The organism is Corynebacterium sp. NML130628 (assembly GCF_001875665.1).
In the GTDB taxonomy this organism is placed as follows: domain Bacteria; phylum Actinomycetota; class Actinomycetes; order Mycobacteriales; family Mycobacteriaceae; genus Corynebacterium.
The window spans coordinates 16,289-34,022 of the sequence record NZ_MLAL01000017.1 but is presented as its reverse complement, the minus strand read 5'-3'; the positions used below and the strand labels follow the sequence as shown (position 1 = coordinate 34,022).

Genomic DNA, 17,734 nt, shown 5'->3' with positions numbered 1-17,734 from the left:
GACGGGGCCTTCCCCATCCCTAACCCCTTTCTTGCCCACAATGGGGCGAAAGGAGACTACTCAATCCAAGCCCCTATTACTTGAAATGAGCATTGCTAGATTAACACAAACCCCTCCGAAAGTAGGAACCGTGTCTGTGCGCTTGGGTTATTCCTCCACGTGAGCCGCAATACTGCTTCGCGTCGGCACCCCACCGAGCAGCCCAACCACCGCAACGAGCGCGCTCATACCGACACCAATCCACAGTGCCTGTGCAGAGCCGTTATTGCCCGCACTCGAGAGCGACGCGGCCAGCCAGTGCATCGGCATCGCCGCCGAAAGCGCTTCCAGAACCCCACCCACAGGAGCAGTCGCGGCGGATTTCCAGACCCACCCGACTACCCCCATCTGAAAAATTATCAGGATTGCGGCAACCAGGGTCCCCCATCCGCGCCCGAACAACGCCGCGAGCGCCGTCGTCACACCGGCGGATGCAGCCGCACCGCACAGCAGCGCGAGAGCAGCGATCCCCAGGGCCGCGGGGCTTAAGTTCTGGCCCAGGATGAGTACAAGCACCCAACCGGCAACCGCCAGCAGCACGACGCCCAGCGCTAGCGCCAACCACCGCCTCGTGCGGGACAACCACGCCGCCGCGGCGACACCGACGCCACCAAGCCCCACGAGCGCTGCAACCAGCATCGCAGCGACCGGGGCCAGCGAGGACTCCTGCGGCTCCTGCTCCGATCCCTCCGTGTCGGCCTGCGCTGCGGCGGGCGCCGGGAGCGCGCCGCGTACCGCGCGGATCTGGTCGGCGGTCAAGTTCGCCATGTGGTCAATCTTTGCGACGCCCTCATCAAGCTGGGCGATACCTCCGACCGCGCCCTGCGCCTCGTTATTAAGTTGGGTCAGGCCGGTTGCAAGCTGCTGGGCGCCGTTCGTGGCGCTATACACACCGTCGTGGTAGGCGTACCCCGGCACCGCCAGCTGGTTGGCCACCTCGCGGGAGCCGTCGCGCAGCTTGTTCATCTGCGCTACAACCTCCGGCGGCAGCTGCGCGTTCTCTGCCTGCACCTTCAGCTGTTGGAGCTGCTCACGCGCGGCGATGACGTCCGGGTCCTTGGAGGCCTTCGTCGATACGAGGGCGCGGTCGATGGCAGCGGTGACCTGGCCGCGCACCGCATCGAACGCCGTGGCCTGCTCGACGACCTGGCCGATCGCGTCCGCGACCTCCGTCGCCCCGCCCCCGAGCTGCCCCGTGGCCGCCTGCAGCTGCACCATCCCCGCCGACAACTCCTGAGCACCAGCCTGCGCCTGGGAGATCGCGGCGACGAGTTCGTCGGCACCGCCGGTGAGCTGGGAGGTGCCGTCGACAAGCTCTTGAGTGCCCTGCGTGAGGAAGCCCGCCTGCGTGTTGGCCTCCCCCGCCGCGCGGCGCGCCTCATTCGGATTCCCCTTGTCCGACGGCAGCTGCGGCGCGCTGGCGTCCCCCTGCGAGGACATCCAGGTACTCACCGGACTCAACGGCAAGAACGCCGCAACAATACACACCAACAACACACACAACACGCGCCACTTCATGGTGCACAATGTAACCCCTGCAACTGCATGAAGGCTGGAGGGCACACCGCACGTTCGCAAAGTTGTTGTGGCCTTGTCCAAGCTTGTTGCTACCCTTTAAAGCAACTGACAGTTTTCAATCTTGGAGAGGGTTCACCATGGCACTACCTCTCGTGCTCGCATTCGTGGCCGCGACGGTCCCACTATCGCCGCTGCTCGTGCGAGTGTTCGACAGGAAAGCAGGCTGGCCACTGGCGCTCCTGCTGTTCGCCGCAGCGGTCACGCTGGGCCGCGAATTTCCCAGCGTTTCCCAAGGAAACGTAGAAACATGGTCCGTCACCTGGGCCAATGACATCCTCGGGCCCGGCACCGAGATCGCGTTCTCGCTACGCGCGGACGGCCTGAGTATCTTCTTCGCGCTCCTGGCACTCATCATTGGCGGAATCGTCCTTATATATTCGGCCGCCTACCTGCCAAAGCGCGAGGGCAACACCAGCTTCTACACCATCATGACGGCGTTTACCCTCTCGGTACTGCTGCTCGTGCTTGCGGACGACACCGTGCTCCTCTTCATCGGCTGGGAACTCGTCTCAATTGCGTCCTTCCTGCTCATCGCGCGCTCCGGCTCCGGCGGCGAAGCCGGCTCCTACCGCACGCTCATCCTGACCTTCTTCGGCGGACTGACGCTGCTGGCTGGCCTCGCGGTCGTCTCCGTCACGGCGGGAACGACGCAGCTCAGCGCGGTGCTCGCCTCGCCGGTGTGGGCGCAATCGCCAGGGCTGACCACCACGGTGGCGCTGCTCATCGGCTTCTCCGCCTTCACCAAAGCCGCGCAGTTCCCCTTCCACTTCTGGCTGCCCGAAGCCATGGCGGCAGCCACACCAGTCTCCGCGTTCCTGCACGCGGCGGCAGTGGTCAAGGCGGGCGTCTACCTCCTGCTGCGCTTCTCCACCATCTTCCACGACGTCACCGCGTGGAACACGCTGCTGCTCGTCACCGGCCTGTTCACCGCGCTGATGTCCGCCGCTTTCGCCATCACGAAGACGGACCTGAAGCACCTGACGGCCTACTCCACGGTTTCCCACCTGGGCTGGATCGTCGCGGCGATCGGTATCGGTACCCCGGCGGCGCTCGCCGCCGCGATGGTGCACACGCTGGCCCACGCGCTATTCAAGTCCTCCCTGTTCATGCTCATCGGCGTCGTTGACCACCAGGCGGGCTCCCGCGATATTCGCCGCCTCGGCCAGCTGTACAAGCAGCTGCCGTTCACCTTCGCCTCCACCTGCGTCGCCGCGGCCTCCATGGCCGCCATCCCGCCACTGTTCGGCTTCATCTCGAAGGAATCCATCCTCACGGCGTTCGACGCCACCCGCTTCGGCCCGCTCCTGCTCGCCGTCGCCGGCCTTGCCGCCCTGCTGACCTTCATCTACTCGGCAAAGATCGTCTTCGGCGCATTTATCGACGGCACGAAGCCCATGCCGCACGTCACCGAAGCGCCCGTCGCGCTCTGGCTGCCAGCCGCGCTACCCGGCCTGACCTCCCTGCTGCTGCCGTTCATGCTCGGCTGGGTGGACAGCCCAATCAACGCAGGTGTACGCACCATCACGGGCGACACCGAGTTCCACTCGCACCTGGCGCTGTGGCACGGCCTGAACGCGCCGTTCATCGTCTCGCTGACGGTGCTCGTGCTGGGCATCTGCTTCATCCTCTTCGTGCGCAAGCCGTTCTTTGCGGCCGTCGAGAATAAGCAGCTGCTGCCAACCAGCGGCAACGACCTGCTCAACGCCATGGTCCGCGGGCTGAGCGCTGTCGGGCGCTGGCTGGGGCTCATGGCGGACACGTTCAACCCGTCGCGCCATCTGCTGCCGACCGTGCTGTGCATCCTCGTCCTCGGCGTGAGCACCGCCGTGTTCACCGAGGGTGTCGACGGCATGCCACTCGCGCCGCGCGCCGAAGGCATCGACGTTTGGTGGGACCTCATCCCATTCGCCATCATCACCCTGTCCGTCATCGGCCTGGCGCGCACCCGATCCCGCCTCGCCGCGGCAGTTCTGCTGGGCACCACAGGCGTGGGCATGACGCTGCAGATGCTCATGCTCGGCGCACCCGACGTGGCGCTCACCCAGTTCCTCGTCGAGTCGCTGACCGTCGTGGTCATCATGGTGGTGCTGCGCTACCAGCCCCGCACCTTCCCGAAGACTCCGACCTCACGCAAGGTCTTCGCGGCCGTCGTCGCCGCCCTCGCCGGCGTGGTCGCCTTCCTCGGCGTCTACGCCCTGCTGGGCCGCCACGACCGCTCCGACCTGGCGCTTTGGTACCTCACCGAGGGCGGCACAATGACCAGCGCGGACAATATTGTCGCGGTCATCATCGTTGAGTTCCGTGGCTTCGATACCCTCGGCGAGCTCTCCGTGCTCGGCATGGCGGCAGTGGTCATCGCGGCCGTCGTCCAGTCCATGCCACGCCACATGTTCGAGGCCGGCACCCGCCCACGCCCATTCGGCCAGTCGCAGCTCAACTCGCTGCCACTGCGCAAAGCCTCCGCGCTCGTCGTGCCGATCCTGTCGATTCTGTCCGTGCTCATCTTCTTCCGCGGCCACACCGCGCCCGGCGGCGGCTTCGTCGCAGCGCTCGTGCTGGCCACCGCGTTCGGCATCAACTACCTGTCCCGTGGCGCGGACGCGTACGTCGTCAAGCAACTCACCCCGATCAGGCTGACGGGCTGGGGCATCATCATCGCGATTAGCTCCGGCTTCCTCGGCTTCCTCGAGGGCGGCTTCATGTACGCCATCCATGGCACCATCGCCGGGCAGCACATGACGACGTCCCTCATCTTCGACTTCGGCATCTACCTCGCCGTGCTCGGCATGGTCACGCAGGCGCTCAACGCGCTGGGCGGCTACCTGCGCCCCGGCACCGAAATCTCCGACCTCACCTACACCCGCGGCGGCGAAAACCCGCTGCCGGATGTCCCAGAGCCGGAGGCACCCGCCGAGCCCGTCGACGCACACCCAGCCCCACTCAACCCCGCGGAAAACCCGCGCCCAGTTACCACGAAGGAGCTGTAAACCACATGGTCATGGCACTTACCATCGCGGTCCTGGTTGCAGGGTCCGTCTACATGATCCTGCAGCGCGGCATGGTCCGCATCATCTTCGGCATGTCCCTCTTCGGACACGCCTCCAACCTGACGCTGCTGGCCACCGGCATCGGCGCCTGGCGCGGCGAGGCATTCCCCTCCCGCACCGCCTTCGCCGACCTGTCCGACCCGCTGCCGCAGGCGTTCGTGCTCACCGCCATCGTTATCGCCATGGCGACGACCACGATCCTGCTCATGCTGGCCTCACTCGGCAGGGATGACGACACCATGGACAACCCAACCGGCGTCGCAGGCACCTACGACCTCATGCGGCTGAGCCCGTCCGCGCTGTCCACCGCAGGCCGCACCGCGCGCCTCAACCCGAACAAGATGAACAACACGGAAGGAGCACCACGCGCATGAGTGCGGACGCAATCCTCCCAGTCTTCGTCGCGCTGCCCCTGATCATGGCGGCAGTGACGACGCTCAGTCCCTGGAAACGCGGCAACGACGCCCTGGGCCTGATCATCCCCGCCATCAACCTCGGCCTGGCCATCTGGCTGTACGGCTACACCGCCGAACACGGCACCATCTCCCACGTCATCGGCCTGTACCAGGGTGGCGTCGGCATCTCCTTTGCCGCCGACCAGTTCTCCGCCATCATGCTGATCACCACCATGATCGTGGCGCTGACCTCCAACTGGTTCGCCAGCGTCGCCGGTGAAACCCAGGCCCGCTACTTCACGCCACTGACCCTGGTGCTCATCACCGGTGTCTCCGGCGCGCTGCTCACCGCGGACCTGTTCAACTTCTTCGTCATGATCGAAGTGATGCTGCTGCCGTCCTACGGCCTCATCGCCATGACCGGTACCCGCAATCGCCTCCTGTCTGCCCGCACGTTCGTGCTGGTGAACCTGGCGGCGTCGACCCTGCTCGTGATGGGCGTGGGCTACATCTACGGCGTGGCCGGCGCGGTCAACATCGCTGCCCTTCGTGGCGCGGCGGCTGGCAACGGCCCGATCACCGTGGCCACCGGCCTGGTCATCATCGCCATCGCCGCCAAGGCCGGCGTCTTCCCGGTCCACACCTGGCTGCCGCGCACCTACCCCTCCACGTCTGCCGCCGTCATGGGCCTATTCTCAGGCCTGCACACGAAGGTGGCCGTCTACATGCTCTTCCGCATCTGGGTAGTCATCTTCGACATGGACGCCCGCTGGAACGCGCTGATCATCGTCATCATGGTGATCTCTATGCTCATCGGCGGCTTCGCCGGCCTTGCCGAGTACACCATGCGCCGCGTCCTCGCCTACCAGATGGTCAACGGCATGCCGTTCATCCTCATCATGCTGGCCTTCACAACCGACGACGCCCGCTACGCGCTCGCCGCCGGCCTCATGTACACACTGCACCACATGATCACCATCGCGGCCCTCGTGCTCAACGTCGGCGCCATCGAAGAAACCTACGGCACCGGCACCATCTCGAAACTGTCCGGCCTTGCCCGCCGCGACCCGCTGACCTCCGCGGTCTTCGTCGCCGGCGCGTTCTCCATCGTCGGCTTCCCGCCGTTCTCCGGCCTCTTCGGCAAGGTCACCATCGTGCTCGCCGCCGCCACGGCCGGCGACTGGCGCTCCTGGGTGGCAATCACCACCATCATCGTCGCGTCCTTCGGTGCGCTGCTGTCCATGATGCGCGTCTGGAAACGCGTCTTCTGGGGCCGCCCGATGCAGCACTACCCGAAAGCCCTCAACGTTCGCGCGAAGCTGCTCGCACCGTCCGCGCTGCTCATGTTCATGTCGCTTGGCATGTTCATCGGTGCCGGCCCGCTCTGGGCGGCCAGCACCGCGGCCGTCGACAGTCTTCTCGACGTCGATTCCTACACCACCGCCGTCCTCGGCGACGACGCCATCGGCATCCCCGATGTGGACACCCTCCAAGGAGGTAACTAACCATGCTGCAACGCTTCGCACACGGCGTGGGCTACACCGCCTGGCTCATCAAAGAAATCTTCGCCTCCGGCTTCAGCGCAGCCGCGGCCGCGTTCAAGCCCAACACTGGGCTGGACCCGATCATCATCTACTACCCGCTGCGCCTGACCACCGACTGGCAGATCTTCTGGTACTCCACCTCCATCACCGTCACCCCGGGCACGCTGTCCCTCGGACTGCGCTACCCCGCCCAGGAAGGCGGCCCGATAGTGCTGCTGGTCCAGGCCGCATTCGGCAGCGATCCTTTAGATCAGATCGCCGGCCTCATCGACATGGAAGAGCGCATCAACCCGGCCATCAAATCAACCCCGCTGGACCCCGCATCCATCGGGTGGGACCCCTACGTGGACCTCGGCGACCCCGACGACCACACCCTGCCACCAGCGGAAAGGATGGACTAGAACATGTTTGAAACAATTCTCATGGGCTGCGTCATCGTCATGGCGCTCAGCCTGCTCGTCGGCCTCGCTGGCCTGATCCTGGTGAAGGACGAACTGTCCCGCGCCGTCATGGCCGACCTCATCTTCTACGCCATGGTCACCATCTTCCTCGTCTGGTCCATCTGGACCCCGACCATGATCGGCTACGAAATCGCCATCCTCGCAGGCCTTGTCTGTGGCGTCATCCCGACCATCTCCATGGCCCGCATCATCACGAGAGGACGCCGCTAATGACCATCATCGAAATCATCGTCGCAGCGCTCGTCATCGTGGCCACCCTGCTCGTGGTCGCCACCGCGCTCCTGCAACTACGCGCCCCCGACGCCCTGACCCGCGCGAACCTGCTCGGCCCAACCGTCTGCCTCGCCTTCCCGCTCCTGGTCGTTGCCAAACTGATCTGGTCCTGGTCCACCACTGGCTTCGACCTCAACGACTTCCTCCGCGCCATCATCGCCATCGCCGGCGTATGGATCGTCGGCTCCGTCGGCTCCTTCATCATGGGCCGCACCCTCTACGGCGTGACCGTCTCCGATAAGCGCGACCGCCACCCGAACCGGCCGAACCACCGCATCTAGGGCCTGGTCGGGTTTGAGGCCGGCCGGGGCCGGGGAACCATTTTGGGTTTGAGGCCGGTTACCGTCGACCAACCGTTGCGTTTCCCCAGGTCGCGACGAATGTCCACGAAGAAAGTTCCCAGTACCACTGCTTCTTCGCACCAAATTCCGGGTTTCCGACAGGGCAGTTTGTAAAAGCCCAGGTCGTCAGACCTCCGCAAAGGAATTTGGTGTCACCCGGCCCGCTCTCACGCCCCAAGCACACCAAAACCCGCCACGGACGTCACCGTCCTGGCGGGTTTTCGGGTTTGAGCGTTCAGGGTTACTTCTGTGCAGCCCGCTTCGCGGCGAGGGATTCGCGGACCTTGGTCTCCAGGTCAGCGTCGACCTTGCCCCAGTATTCGTAGACGCGCTCCTCGATCTCCTTGTTGGTGATCGCCATCATCTTGTTCGTGATGTTGTGCACGAAGCGCTCCTTGGCCGCGTCGTCGAAGACCTCGCGGTAGAGGGTGCCAGCCTGGCCGAAGTCGTCATCCTCAGCGTGCTTGACGTAGGCGGCACGTACCAGGTCGGTGCCCTCTGGGTCTGGGTTGATGTAGAGGTTCTCGGCGAGGCCCAAGTCCTGGCCGCTGGCGGAGGTTTCGCCGTCGTCGAGATAGCCGGCGCCCTTCTCGTAGGAGTTCGGGCTGTAGTTCGGCTCGTTCTCCTCGTTGAAGAAGTACGCCATGGAGCCGCGCTCAGCGTAGGTGTTCACCTCATTGATCGGGCGGTTGACCGGCAAGTCCTTGTAGTTGGCACCGATGCGGTAACGCTGCTGGTCAGCGTACGCAAAGACGCGGGCCTGCAGCATACGGTCCGGGGACAGGCCGACACCTGGGACCAAGTTGGCCGGATCGAGTGCCATCTGCTCGATCTGCGCGTGGAAGTTCTTCGGGTTGCGGTTGAGGACGAAGTAGCCGACGTCGATAAGCGGGTAGTCCTTCTGCGACCATATCTTGGTGAGGTCGAACGGGTTGAAGCGGTAGTCCTTCGCCTCCTCGAACGGCATGATCTGTACCTTCACGTCCCAGATTGGGTAGTCGCCGTCCTTGATGGCGTTGAAGAGATCCTCGCGCTGGAAGTCTGGATCCGTGCCGGCCTTCTCGGTAGCCTCCTCGTCGGTGAAGCACTCCCAACCTTGGCGGGTCTTGAAGTGGTACTTCACCCAAACCGGCGTGCCTTCCTCGTTGATCCACTGGAAGGTGTGGGAACCGAACCCATCCTGGTGGCGGGAGGTTTTCGGGGTGCCGCGGTCGCCGAGCAGGTAGGTCACCTGGTGGGCGGATTCAGGGGTGCGGGTCCAGAAGTCCCACTGCATTTCGTCGTCGCGCAGGCCGGAGTTCGGCTGACGCTTCTGGGAGTGGATGAAGTCCGGGAACTTGATGCCGTCCCGCATGAAGAACGTTGGGGTGTTGTTACCAACGATGTCGTAGTTGCCGTCCTCGGTGTAGAAGCGCAGTGCGAAACCGTGGACGTCGCGCCACGTATCTGGAGAACCCGCTTCACCAGCAACGGTGGAGAAGCGTGCAGCCATCGGGGTGACGGCACCTGGCTGGAAGAGCTTCGCCTTCGTGTACTTCGACACGTCCTCGGTGATGTGCAGCTCACCAAACGCGCCGTGCCCCTTCGCGTGCGGGATGCGCTCCGGGACGTTCTCGCGGTTGAAGTGCGCAAGCTTCTCGATGAGGTGGACGTCATTCAGGACGTTCGCGCCCTGGCGCCCCTGTGTAACACTCACGTTTTCCGACGGCACTGGCTGGCCACTGAGCTGGGTGGTTTGCCCCTTGCCCGCTGGGCGCTCACCGCTCGAAAGGATGTGGTCTACGTTCTTCTCTGCCATTGTTAGGCCCTCCTTATTGTTTAGTTCCGATTGATATAGTACGCGAATATGAGAGTGGTATCAAGGCTTTTCCCGATACTGGTACCCTTTTTATTCGTGAACAGCAGCGACAGCCAGTACGTCACCGACCTTGCCCTGCGGGCCGGCCGCGGCGACAAAGCTGCCCTCACCGACTTCATCGCCGCCACCCAGGACGACGTCTGGCGCCTCCTCGCCCACCTCGCCGGACACGACGCCGCCGACGACCTCACCCAAGAGACCTACCTGCGAGCCCTTGGCGCCCTCCCGCGCTTCGCCGGGCGCTCCACCGCCCGCACGTGGCTCCTTTCCATCGCACGCCGCACCTGGATCGACGCCGTCCGCCACGACCGCAGCCGCCCACGTACCACCACCAGCAACTACGACGACGTCGCCACCCAGCAACCCAGCGCCGACGACCCCAGCCTGTGGCCCGAAATTATCGACGCCCACAACCTCCTCAACAAACTCGCCCACGACCGGCGCGAAGCCATCGTCCTCACGCAAGTACTTGGCTACAGCTACGAGGAAGCCGCAAAAATTGCCGGCGTGCGCATTGGAACCATCCGCTCCCGCGTCGCCCGCGCAAGGAAAGACATCCTGCGTCTCACCGAACAAGCCTAACCCGTACCTCCTTTTCGTTTGTTTCGGTTATGTGTATGATGACAGTATGCCACAACATAAAAAAATGACAAGCTCCCCCGTAGAACGGCTGGCACAGCAGGCCCTTGAAGACCTTGACGTCGTGCTTTCACACCCTCACTTGAGCAGCGTCGACATCGTCGTCGACGGGTCCCAGCAGCCGATACGTATTCCGCGTTCCGTCGCCTCTGCGCTGCGGGAAGTACTCGCCAACTCAGCCGCGGGCAGGCCAGTCGAAGTCGTTCCAGTACGCAAAGAACTCACCACCCAGCAGGCAGCGGACCTCCTCCACGTGTCCAGGCCCCACGTCGTCAAGCTTATCGACACCGGTGTGTTGACTGGCCACAAAGTCGGAGCCCACCGGCGCTTATATGCCGACGACGTCTTCGCATTCAAACGCGAACGGGACGAAGCGCAGCGCACCACCGTGGATGAATGATCCACTTGCAACCAAACCAAAAATGTTTCAAATTCACCTTCCAGGTCCAATCCATCAACTACACTGCCCTTTATGATTCGAAACGCAATAGCGATCTCCTTTGCCTTCATCGGCATCGTTGTCGGCGCCGGGTTTGCATCCGGCCAGGAGGCGATGCAGTACTTCGTCGCCTTCGGCACGAAAGGTATCTGGGGAGCACTACTGAGCGCAGCACTCATGCTGGTCGGCGGAATCTCCATCCTCCAGCTCGGCTCCTACTTCCAGGCAACGGAACACATGGAAGTACTCGGCAACATCACCGGCAAGGTGATGGGCTGGGTCCTGGACATCTCAACCATTATCACGCTGTTCTCCATCGGCTTCATCATGTTCGCCGGCGCCGGCTCAAACCTGAGCCAGCAGTTCGGGATCCCGGTCTGGATCGGCGCGGTTATCATGCTGGCGTTGGTGCTCGGCGTTGGCATGCTGGACGTCAATAAGGTGACGAGTGCAATCGGCATCCTCACCCCATTCCTCCTAATTTTCGTGATCGGCGGCTGCACCTGGACGATCGTCAACGCGCAGCCCGACTGGGACAGCATCAACATCGCAGCCCAGGACGTCGCTACCGAACTGCCAAACTGGTGGGTCGCCGCACTGAACTACACCGGCCTGAACTTCATCTGCGTTGTATCCATGGCCGTCGTCATCGGCGGCAACTACCTCGACCCGCGCGAAACCGGCCTCGGCGGCCTCTTCGGCGGCATCGCCTACCTTGCGATGCTGCTCCTGCTCGGCATGGGCCTCATGGTCAGCATCAGCGACGTCAACGGCCACGACATGCCGATGCTCACCCTCATCAACAACATCAACCCAACACTCGGCCTTATCATGACCTTCGTAATCTTCGGCATGATTTTCGCCACCTCGTTGGGCATGTTCTACGCACTTGGCAAGCGCCTGGCACGCGGCCGCCAACAGAAGTTCCGCATCATCTACATCTCCGCATGCCTGATCGGGTTTGTCCTATCTTTCGTCGGATTCAAGGAACTCATCTCGTTCGTCTACCCGATCCTGGGCTACATGGGCCTGGTGCTCATCGTCGTGGTCACGTTCGCTCGCATCCGCGGATCCGAAACCCTGCGCCACGAAGGCAGCCTGCGACGCCGCGCCCTCGAGCTCATGAAAGACAAACTCGACCCACGCGTGAAATTTACCCGCCACGACCAGCGCGAACTGGATAAGATCACCGAGAAGTCCGTCATGGAAAACGAAGACTTCAAGGAGGCCATGATCGAGGAGGCCGAACAGGCCCTCGAGGAGGAAGAAGTCCTCGAGACGGAAGAAGCTGACAGCCAGGCCAAGTAGTCCGGCCCTAGCTAAACAACCGAAGTGCCAAGGGACGCAGATTGCGTGCTTTGGCACTTTTCCTTTGCCTGCAGCAAGGGTGCACGCACCAAATTCCTTCCTTCCCACTCGGGTGGGGGGAATTTGGTGTCACCCCACCCGAGTGACAAAGGACGCAACCCACTTTTCACGACCTGGGCTTTTGCCGGAGTCTGCCGACAGAATTGCGTCCTTTGTCACTCGCTTCCTAATCTGTGCACCAGATTCCTTGATTTCGACATGGGGCCACCGCGTTTCCCCAGGTCGCGTACTTTGCGCAAAGGAATTTGGTGCCCCCTACCACGAGCAACACACCCCAAAGCGCAGCAAAAAGCGGCCCCACCAGGGAACTCGCCCCGGGGGACCGCTCTCGAGGCCCTCGTGCTACTTCACAAGCAGCTCCGCGATCTGAATCGTGTTCAGTGCGGCGCCCTTGCGCAGGTTGTCGCCGGAGACGACGAAGACGAGGCCTCGGTTGCCGTCGATGGCCTGGTCCTGGCGGATGCGACCGACGAGGGAGTCGTCTTTGCCGGCGGCGGCGAGTGGGGTCGGTACGTCGACGACGGTGACGCCCGGCGCGGCTTCTAGGACGTCCCGCGCCTGGTCAGGGGTGATTTCCTTCGAGAACTCGGCGTGGACGACCATAGTGTGCCCGGTGAAGACTGGGACGCGGACGCAGGTGCCGGAGACGCGCAGGTCCGGGATGGAGAGGATCTTGCGCGATTCGTTGCGGAGTTTCTGTTCTTCGTCGGTTTCTTCGGTGCCGTCGTCGACGAGGTTGCCGGCGAGTGGCAGGGCGTTGAAGGCGATCGGCGCGACGTATGGGCCGAGGTCCTCGGGTTGGAGGAGGGAGCCGTCGAGGGCGAGTTCGGTGTTGCGGTCGCCGATTTCGGCTACCTGGTTCGCGAGTGTCTGCACGCCGGCGAGGCCGGAGCCGGAAACTGCCTGGTAGGAGGCGACGCGCATGGTGGTCAGGCCTGCGGCGTCGTGGAGTGCTTTGGCCACGGGCATGATTGCCATGGTGGTGCAGTTCGGGTTCGCGATGATGCCCTTGGCTGGTGCTTTGGCTTCGTCGGGGTTGACTTCGGAGACGATGAGGGGGACGTCGTCGTCCTTGCGCCACGCGGAGGAGTTGTCCACGACGGTGGCGCCGGCGGCGGCGAATACTGGGGCCCACTGCTTGGAGGTGGCGCCGCCCGCGGAGAAGAGTGCGATGTCGACGTCGGCGACGGAGTCCTCGGTGACCTGGGTGAGGTCTTCAACGACGACGTCCTGGCCGCGGTACTCCAGGTGCTTGCCTGCGGAGCGTGGCGAGGCGAAGAAGCGCACCTTGTCTGCTGGGAAGTCGCGCTCGGCGAGGATTTCGCGCATGACGCGGCCGACCTGGCCGGTTGCACCTACTACTGCGATGGTGGTCATGAGTCGTTTCCTTTCTTAGCGTCCGGTGCCAGCGTAGACGACGGCTGGTTCGTCGCCGCCGAGTTCAAATTTTTCGTGGATGGCGCGGGTGGCGTCGTTCAGGTCGATTTCGCGGACTACTGCGGTGATGCGGATTTCGGAGGTGGTGATCATGTCGATGTTCACGCCGGCGTCGCGAAGTGCTTCGGTGAAGTCGGCGGTGACGCCTGGGTGGGTCTTCATGCCTGCGCCGATGAGGGACACCTTGCCGATCTGGTCGTTGTAGGTGATGTTGTCCCAGCCCTGCTGTTCTTGCATGGTTTTGAGCAGTTCCATGGCGCGGGGGCCGTCGGCGATTGGGAGGGTGAAGGTGATGTCGGTGGTCAGGTTGTGAAGGGTGGAGATGTTCTGCAGCACCATGTCGATGTTGATCTCGTTGTCGGCGAGAACACGGAACACCTTGGCTGCTTCCCCTGGCAGGTCCTTGACGCCGAGGATGGTGATTTTCGCTTCGGAGGCGTCGGTGGCAACGCCGGACAGTACTGCTTCTTCCATGGGGATATCCTCCAATGCTCCGGCGATGAGGGTGCCGGGATCGTTGCTGTATGAAGAACGCACCCGCAGGGGTACGTTGAATGCGCGCGCATATTCCACACTGCGCAGCACAAGGATTTTCGAGCCGGACGCGGCAAGCTCAAGCATCTCTTCGAAGCAGAGTTTGTCGAGCTTGCGGGCGTTGTGGACGATGCGGGGGTCGGCGGTGTAGACGCCGTCGACGTCTGAGTAGATTTCGCACTCGTCGGCACCGAGGGCGGCGGCGAGGGCCACGGCGGTGGTGTCGGACCCGCCGCGGCCGAGGGTGGTGACGTCCTTGGTGTCGCGGTTGACGCCTTGGAAGCCGGCGACGATGGCGATGCGGCCGGCGTCGATAGCTTCTTGGACGCGGCCTGGCGTGACCTCGATGATGCGGGCGTTGCCGTGGCGCTCGGTGGTGATGACGCCCGCCTGCGAGCCGGTAAACGACTGCACCTCGGCGCCGAAGGACGCGACTGCCATCGCGACCAGCGAGTTCGAGATGCGCTCGCCCGCGGTGAGGAGCATGTCCATTTCGCGGGCGGGTGGGGTTGGGTTGACGCGGGCGGCGAGGTCCAGCAGTTCGTCGGTGGTGTCGCCCATTGCGGAACACACCGCTACGACATCGTGCCCCTGCTTCTTGGTGGCAACGATGCGTTCGGCGACCGCGCGTATGCGGTCTGCGCTTTCGAGGGACGAGCCCCCGTATTTCTGCACGATCAATGCCATGATTGAACCTTCCGTCGGTATAAAACTGTCGCGTGAAAATCCGCACCATAAGAATAGCGTCTCAAAAACGCTTATGGGGCGACATGGCACAGAAAATTAGTATTATCGTTGACCATGCAGAACGACTTCCTCGCGATCAGCTTTGCGCTCGCGTCTGCGCTGCTCATCGCGGTGGGGACGGTGTGGCGCCACCGCATTCTGCGCGCCGGCCGCTCCACGACGGAGGTCAATCCCGCACCGCTCGCTTCTTTGCGACGCCCCGCCTGGTGGGCATCGCTCGCTCTTGCGCTGGCCGCCTACGGCTTCCAAGCACTGGCGTTGGCGTTCGGGTCCTTGCTGGTAGTCCAGCCGATTCTGGTGCTGTCGCTCATGTTCACGCTGCTGCTTTCGGCGCGCGTGGAACACCGTAGGATGTCGCCGCAGGGCACGGCGTGGGCGGCGCTGCTGACCATTTTCGTTGCGGTGGTGATCCTGGTGGGCCGCCCGGTGCCGGGCACTGCCCCGCCTGGGATGGTTGGTTGGGTGTTGGCAATCGGGTTTGGGGTGGCCTGGATGGTTGGCACGGTCGTGTTCGCCCGCACCCGCGGCGCCGCGACGCAGGCGTTGTCCTACGGCATCCTGTGCGGCGCGATCTTCGGCTACTTGGCGGTGTTTTCCAAGGTGGCGGTGGACGCCTACGTCCACGGCGGCGTCGTTGGGCTGGTGGAATCCTGGCAGTTTTGGGCCATGTTGGCCTGCGCGGTGCTGGGCACCGCGGTGCAGCAGTTCGCGTTCGGCGCAAGCAAACTGGCCACCACCCTGCCCGCAATGAAGGTCGTTGAGCCGCTGGTGGCGCTCACCCTGGGGATTGTGCTGCTTGGGGAGAACTTCGCTGTGTCCACTGTTGGGGGTTGGGTGGCGATGGTGGCGTCGATAATTATGATGCTGGCCAGTGCGGCGATGCTCACCCGGACCAGTATTCAAGTGGGCTAGTCGCATAACGTGTATGCTTTGGCGCATGTCACATCAGCTGCTGCTCCTAGTCTGCCGCGGCGGGATACAGGCCTCGTTGTAACACGGCCGGCGCCCGTCGCGGAGTTTGTGCACGCCGACCGTAAAACACGCCGCGAAGGAGAACAGCCCAATGACCACCCAACCTGCATGGAATAAGCAGCAACCATCCACGATGCCGGCACACCGCTACCTGCCGTTTGCGCAGGAAGTGGAGCCTATCCGCCTGCCGGACCGCACCTGGCCAGACGCCACCATCACGCACGCGCCACAGTGGTGTGCGGTTGACCTGCGCGACGGCAACCAGGCCCTGATTGACCCGATGAACCCGGAGCGCAAGCGCCGCATGTTCAACCTGCTGGTGGAGATGGGCTACAAGGAAATCGAGGTAGGGTTCCCGTCCGCCTCGCAGACTGACTTCAGCTTTGTGCGCGAGATCATCGAGCAGGACATGATCCCAGACGACGTCACCATCCAGGTGTTGGTGCAAGCTCGTGAGCACCTGATTCGCCGCACGTTCGAGGCCTGCTCGGGCGCGAAGAACGTCATCGTGCACTTCTACAACTCGACGTCGAAACTGCAGCGCGAGGTGGTATTCCGTAAGGACCGCCCGGCGATCAAGAAGTTGGCGACGGACGCGGCGGAACTGATCAAGAGGATCGCGAAGGATTACCCGGACACGAACTGGCGCTGGGAGTACTCGCCGGAGTCGTTCACCGGCACTGAGCTGGACTTTGCGGCTGAGGTGTGCGACGCCGTCGTCGAGATCATGGGGGCGACCCCGGAGCAGCCGATGATTATTAACCTCCCGGCGACCGTCGAAATGATTACCCCGAATGTGTACGCGGACTCGGTCGAGTGGATGCACCGCAACCTGCAGCGCCGCGACTCCATCATCCTGTCGCTGCACCCCCACAACGATCGCGGTGAGGGCATCGCCGCCGCCGAGCTGGGCTACATGGCGGGCGCGGACCGCATCGAGGGTTGCCTGTTCGGCAACGGCGAGCGCACCGGCAACGTCGACCTGATCACACTGGGCCTGAACATGCTGACGCAGGGCGTCGACCCACAGATCGACTTTTCCGACATCCAGCGCATCCGCGACGTCGTGGAGTACTGCAACCAGCTGCGCGTCCCGGAGCGCCACCCCTACGGCGGTGACCTGGTATTCACCGCGTTCTCCGGCTCGCACCAAGACGCCATCAACAAGGGCCTGGACGCCCTGGCGAGCAAGGTGCGCCCCGGCGCGAACTCCACCGAGGTGCAGTGGGAAGAGCTGCGCGAGACGGTGTGGGAGGTCCCGTACCTGCCGATCGACCCGAAGGACGTGGGCCGCGATTACGAGGCCGTCATCCGGGTCAATTCCCAGTCCGGCAAGGGTGGCGTTGCCTACATCATGAAGACGGACCACGGCATCGATATGCCGAAGGCGATGCAGCCGGAGTTCTCGACGGTGGTGCAGAGCATCACCGACAGCGAGGGCGGCGAGATCAACTCGAAGAACATGTGGGACATCTTCGCCACGACCTACCTGGACCTGGATGCTCCGCTGGAGCTGCACTCCTTCCACACGTCGGATGAGGAGGGCAAGGACGCCGCGGCGACCGGCATCCGCGCGAGCGTGACCTACAACGGGCATGACCACGATGTTGCCGGCGTGGGCAACGGCCCGATCGCAGCGTTCGCGAACGCGCTGGAGCACATCGGCATCAACGTCGAGGTGCAGGACTACTCGCAGCGCGCCCGCACCGCGGGTGACGACGCCGACGCGGCCTGCTACATCTACGCGGATGTCGACGGCAAGTGCGCGTGGGGCGCCGGCGTGGCAGGGTCGACGACGTTGGCGTCGATGCAGGCCATCGTGTCCGCGGTGAACCGTTCGACGCTCGCGTAATACCGCCCCCGTCGGGGGGTATTTCTGGCGGACGGACTGAGATGCGAGTGATAAAGCGCGCTCGCTTCTCTTACGCCCCTCTCAGCGAATACGGATCCGCGCTGCGTACGAACGCGACGTGCGGCACGCCGACGTGGGGCGGCATGCGTTGACCCAGGTGTGCGCCTTATACTCAATGCTCGGAGATTTTTCTACTGGCGAGGCAGCAGC

At 63.6% G+C, this 17,734-nt stretch carries 15 protein-coding genes; 11 read left to right on the top strand and 4 right to left on the bottom strand.

The window, feature by feature from the left end:
• Positions 1-147: 147 nt before the first annotated feature.
• On the bottom strand, positions 148-1,557 hold the full coding sequence (locus BJP07_RS05230) for a hypothetical protein (protein WP_071566440.1): 1,410 nt from the start codon (positions 1,555-1,557) through the stop codon (positions 148-150).
• A gap of 137 nt (positions 1,558-1,694) precedes the next feature.
• On the opposite strand from BJP07_RS05230, the gene BJP07_RS05225 reads away from it, so the two are divergent.
• From BJP07_RS05225 to BJP07_RS05200, 6 genes are read left to right on the top strand one after another with little or no spacing between them, the layout of a single operon-like run.
• Complete coding sequence (locus BJP07_RS05225; RefSeq protein WP_071566439.1) at positions 1,695-4,604, top strand: DUF4040 family protein; 2,910 nt, start codon at positions 1,695-1,697, stop codon at positions 4,602-4,604.
• A 5-nt stretch (positions 4,605-4,609) separates the two neighbouring features.
• On the top strand, positions 4,610-5,038 hold the full coding sequence (locus tag BJP07_RS05220) for a cation:proton antiporter subunit C (protein ID WP_071566438.1): 429 nt from the start codon (positions 4,610-4,612) through the stop codon (positions 5,036-5,038).
• Entirely contained in the window at positions 5,035-6,564 is a 1,530-nt protein-coding gene (locus BJP07_RS05215) for a monovalent cation/H+ antiporter subunit D family protein (RefSeq protein WP_071566436.1), read from the top strand. Before BJP07_RS05220 ends, BJP07_RS05215 begins: the two co-directional genes overlap by 4 nt.
• A gap of 2 nt (positions 6,565-6,566) precedes the next feature.
• Entirely contained in the window at positions 6,567-7,004 is a 438-nt protein-coding gene (locus BJP07_RS05210; protein WP_083584097.1) for a monovalent cation/H+ antiporter subunit E, read from the top strand.
• A 3-nt stretch (positions 7,005-7,007) separates the two neighbouring features.
• Positions 7,008-7,274, top strand: a complete 267-nt coding sequence (locus tag BJP07_RS05205; RefSeq protein ID WP_070477293.1) for a cation:proton antiporter — start codon at positions 7,008-7,010, stop codon at positions 7,272-7,274.
• Positions 7,274-7,618 carry a Na+/H+ antiporter subunit G gene (locus tag BJP07_RS05200; protein WP_071566435.1) on the top strand — a complete coding sequence of 115 codons (345 nt, stop codon included), beginning with the start codon at positions 7,274-7,276 and terminating at the stop codon, positions 7,616-7,618. The genes BJP07_RS05205 and BJP07_RS05200 overlap by 1 nt, the downstream gene beginning before the upstream one ends.
• Positions 7,619-7,919: 301 nt before the next feature.
• Here the strand turns inward: BJP07_RS05200 and BJP07_RS05195 are convergent, their stop codons facing one another.
• A complete protein-coding gene (locus BJP07_RS05195; protein WP_071566433.1) occupies positions 7,920-9,476 on the bottom strand; it encodes a catalase in 1,557 nt (518 codons plus the stop codon).
• A gap of 48 nt (positions 9,477-9,524) precedes the next feature.
• Between BJP07_RS05195 and BJP07_RS05190 the strand changes: the two genes are divergently transcribed.
• The 3 genes from BJP07_RS05190 to BJP07_RS05180 all read left to right on the top strand — a co-directional run bounded on the left by BJP07_RS05190 (position 9,525) and on the right by BJP07_RS05180 (position 11,922).
• The gene (locus BJP07_RS05190; protein ID WP_083584096.1) at positions 9,525-10,118 is read left to right on the top strand and encodes a sigma-70 family RNA polymerase sigma factor; all 594 of its coding nucleotides are present in this window, start codon (positions 9,525-9,527) and stop codon (positions 10,116-10,118) included.
• A gap of 64 nt (positions 10,119-10,182) precedes the next feature.
• Positions 10,183-10,575, top strand: a complete 393-nt coding sequence (locus tag BJP07_RS05185; RefSeq protein ID WP_177222521.1) for a helix-turn-helix domain-containing protein — start codon at positions 10,183-10,185, stop codon at positions 10,573-10,575.
• Between the two features lie 72 nt (positions 10,576-10,647).
• Positions 10,648-11,922, top strand: a complete 1,275-nt coding sequence (locus BJP07_RS05180; RefSeq protein ID WP_071566430.1) for a hypothetical protein — start codon at positions 10,648-10,650, stop codon at positions 11,920-11,922.
• A 402-nt stretch (positions 11,923-12,324) separates the two neighbouring features.
• On the opposite strand, the gene BJP07_RS05175 is transcribed toward BJP07_RS05180, so the two are convergent.
• Entirely contained in the window at positions 12,325-13,359 is a 1,035-nt protein-coding gene (locus BJP07_RS05175) for an aspartate-semialdehyde dehydrogenase (protein WP_071566429.1), read from the bottom strand.
• Positions 13,360-13,374: 15 nt separating this feature from the next.
• Complete coding sequence (locus BJP07_RS05170) at positions 13,375-14,640, bottom strand: aspartate kinase (RefSeq protein WP_071566428.1); 1,266 nt, start codon at positions 14,638-14,640, stop codon at positions 13,375-13,377.
• A gap of 114 nt (positions 14,641-14,754) precedes the next feature.
• On the opposite strand from BJP07_RS05170, the gene BJP07_RS05165 reads away from it, so the two are divergent.
• Positions 14,755-15,612, top strand: a complete 858-nt coding sequence (locus tag BJP07_RS05165) for a DMT family transporter (protein ID WP_071566426.1) — start codon at positions 14,755-14,757, stop codon at positions 15,610-15,612.
• Positions 15,613-15,763: 151 nt separating this feature from the next.
• A complete protein-coding gene (gene leuA / locus BJP07_RS05160) occupies positions 15,764-17,524 on the top strand; it encodes a 2-isopropylmalate synthase (protein ID WP_083584095.1) in 1,761 nt (586 codons plus the stop codon).
• Positions 17,525-17,734 lie beyond the last annotated feature (210 nt).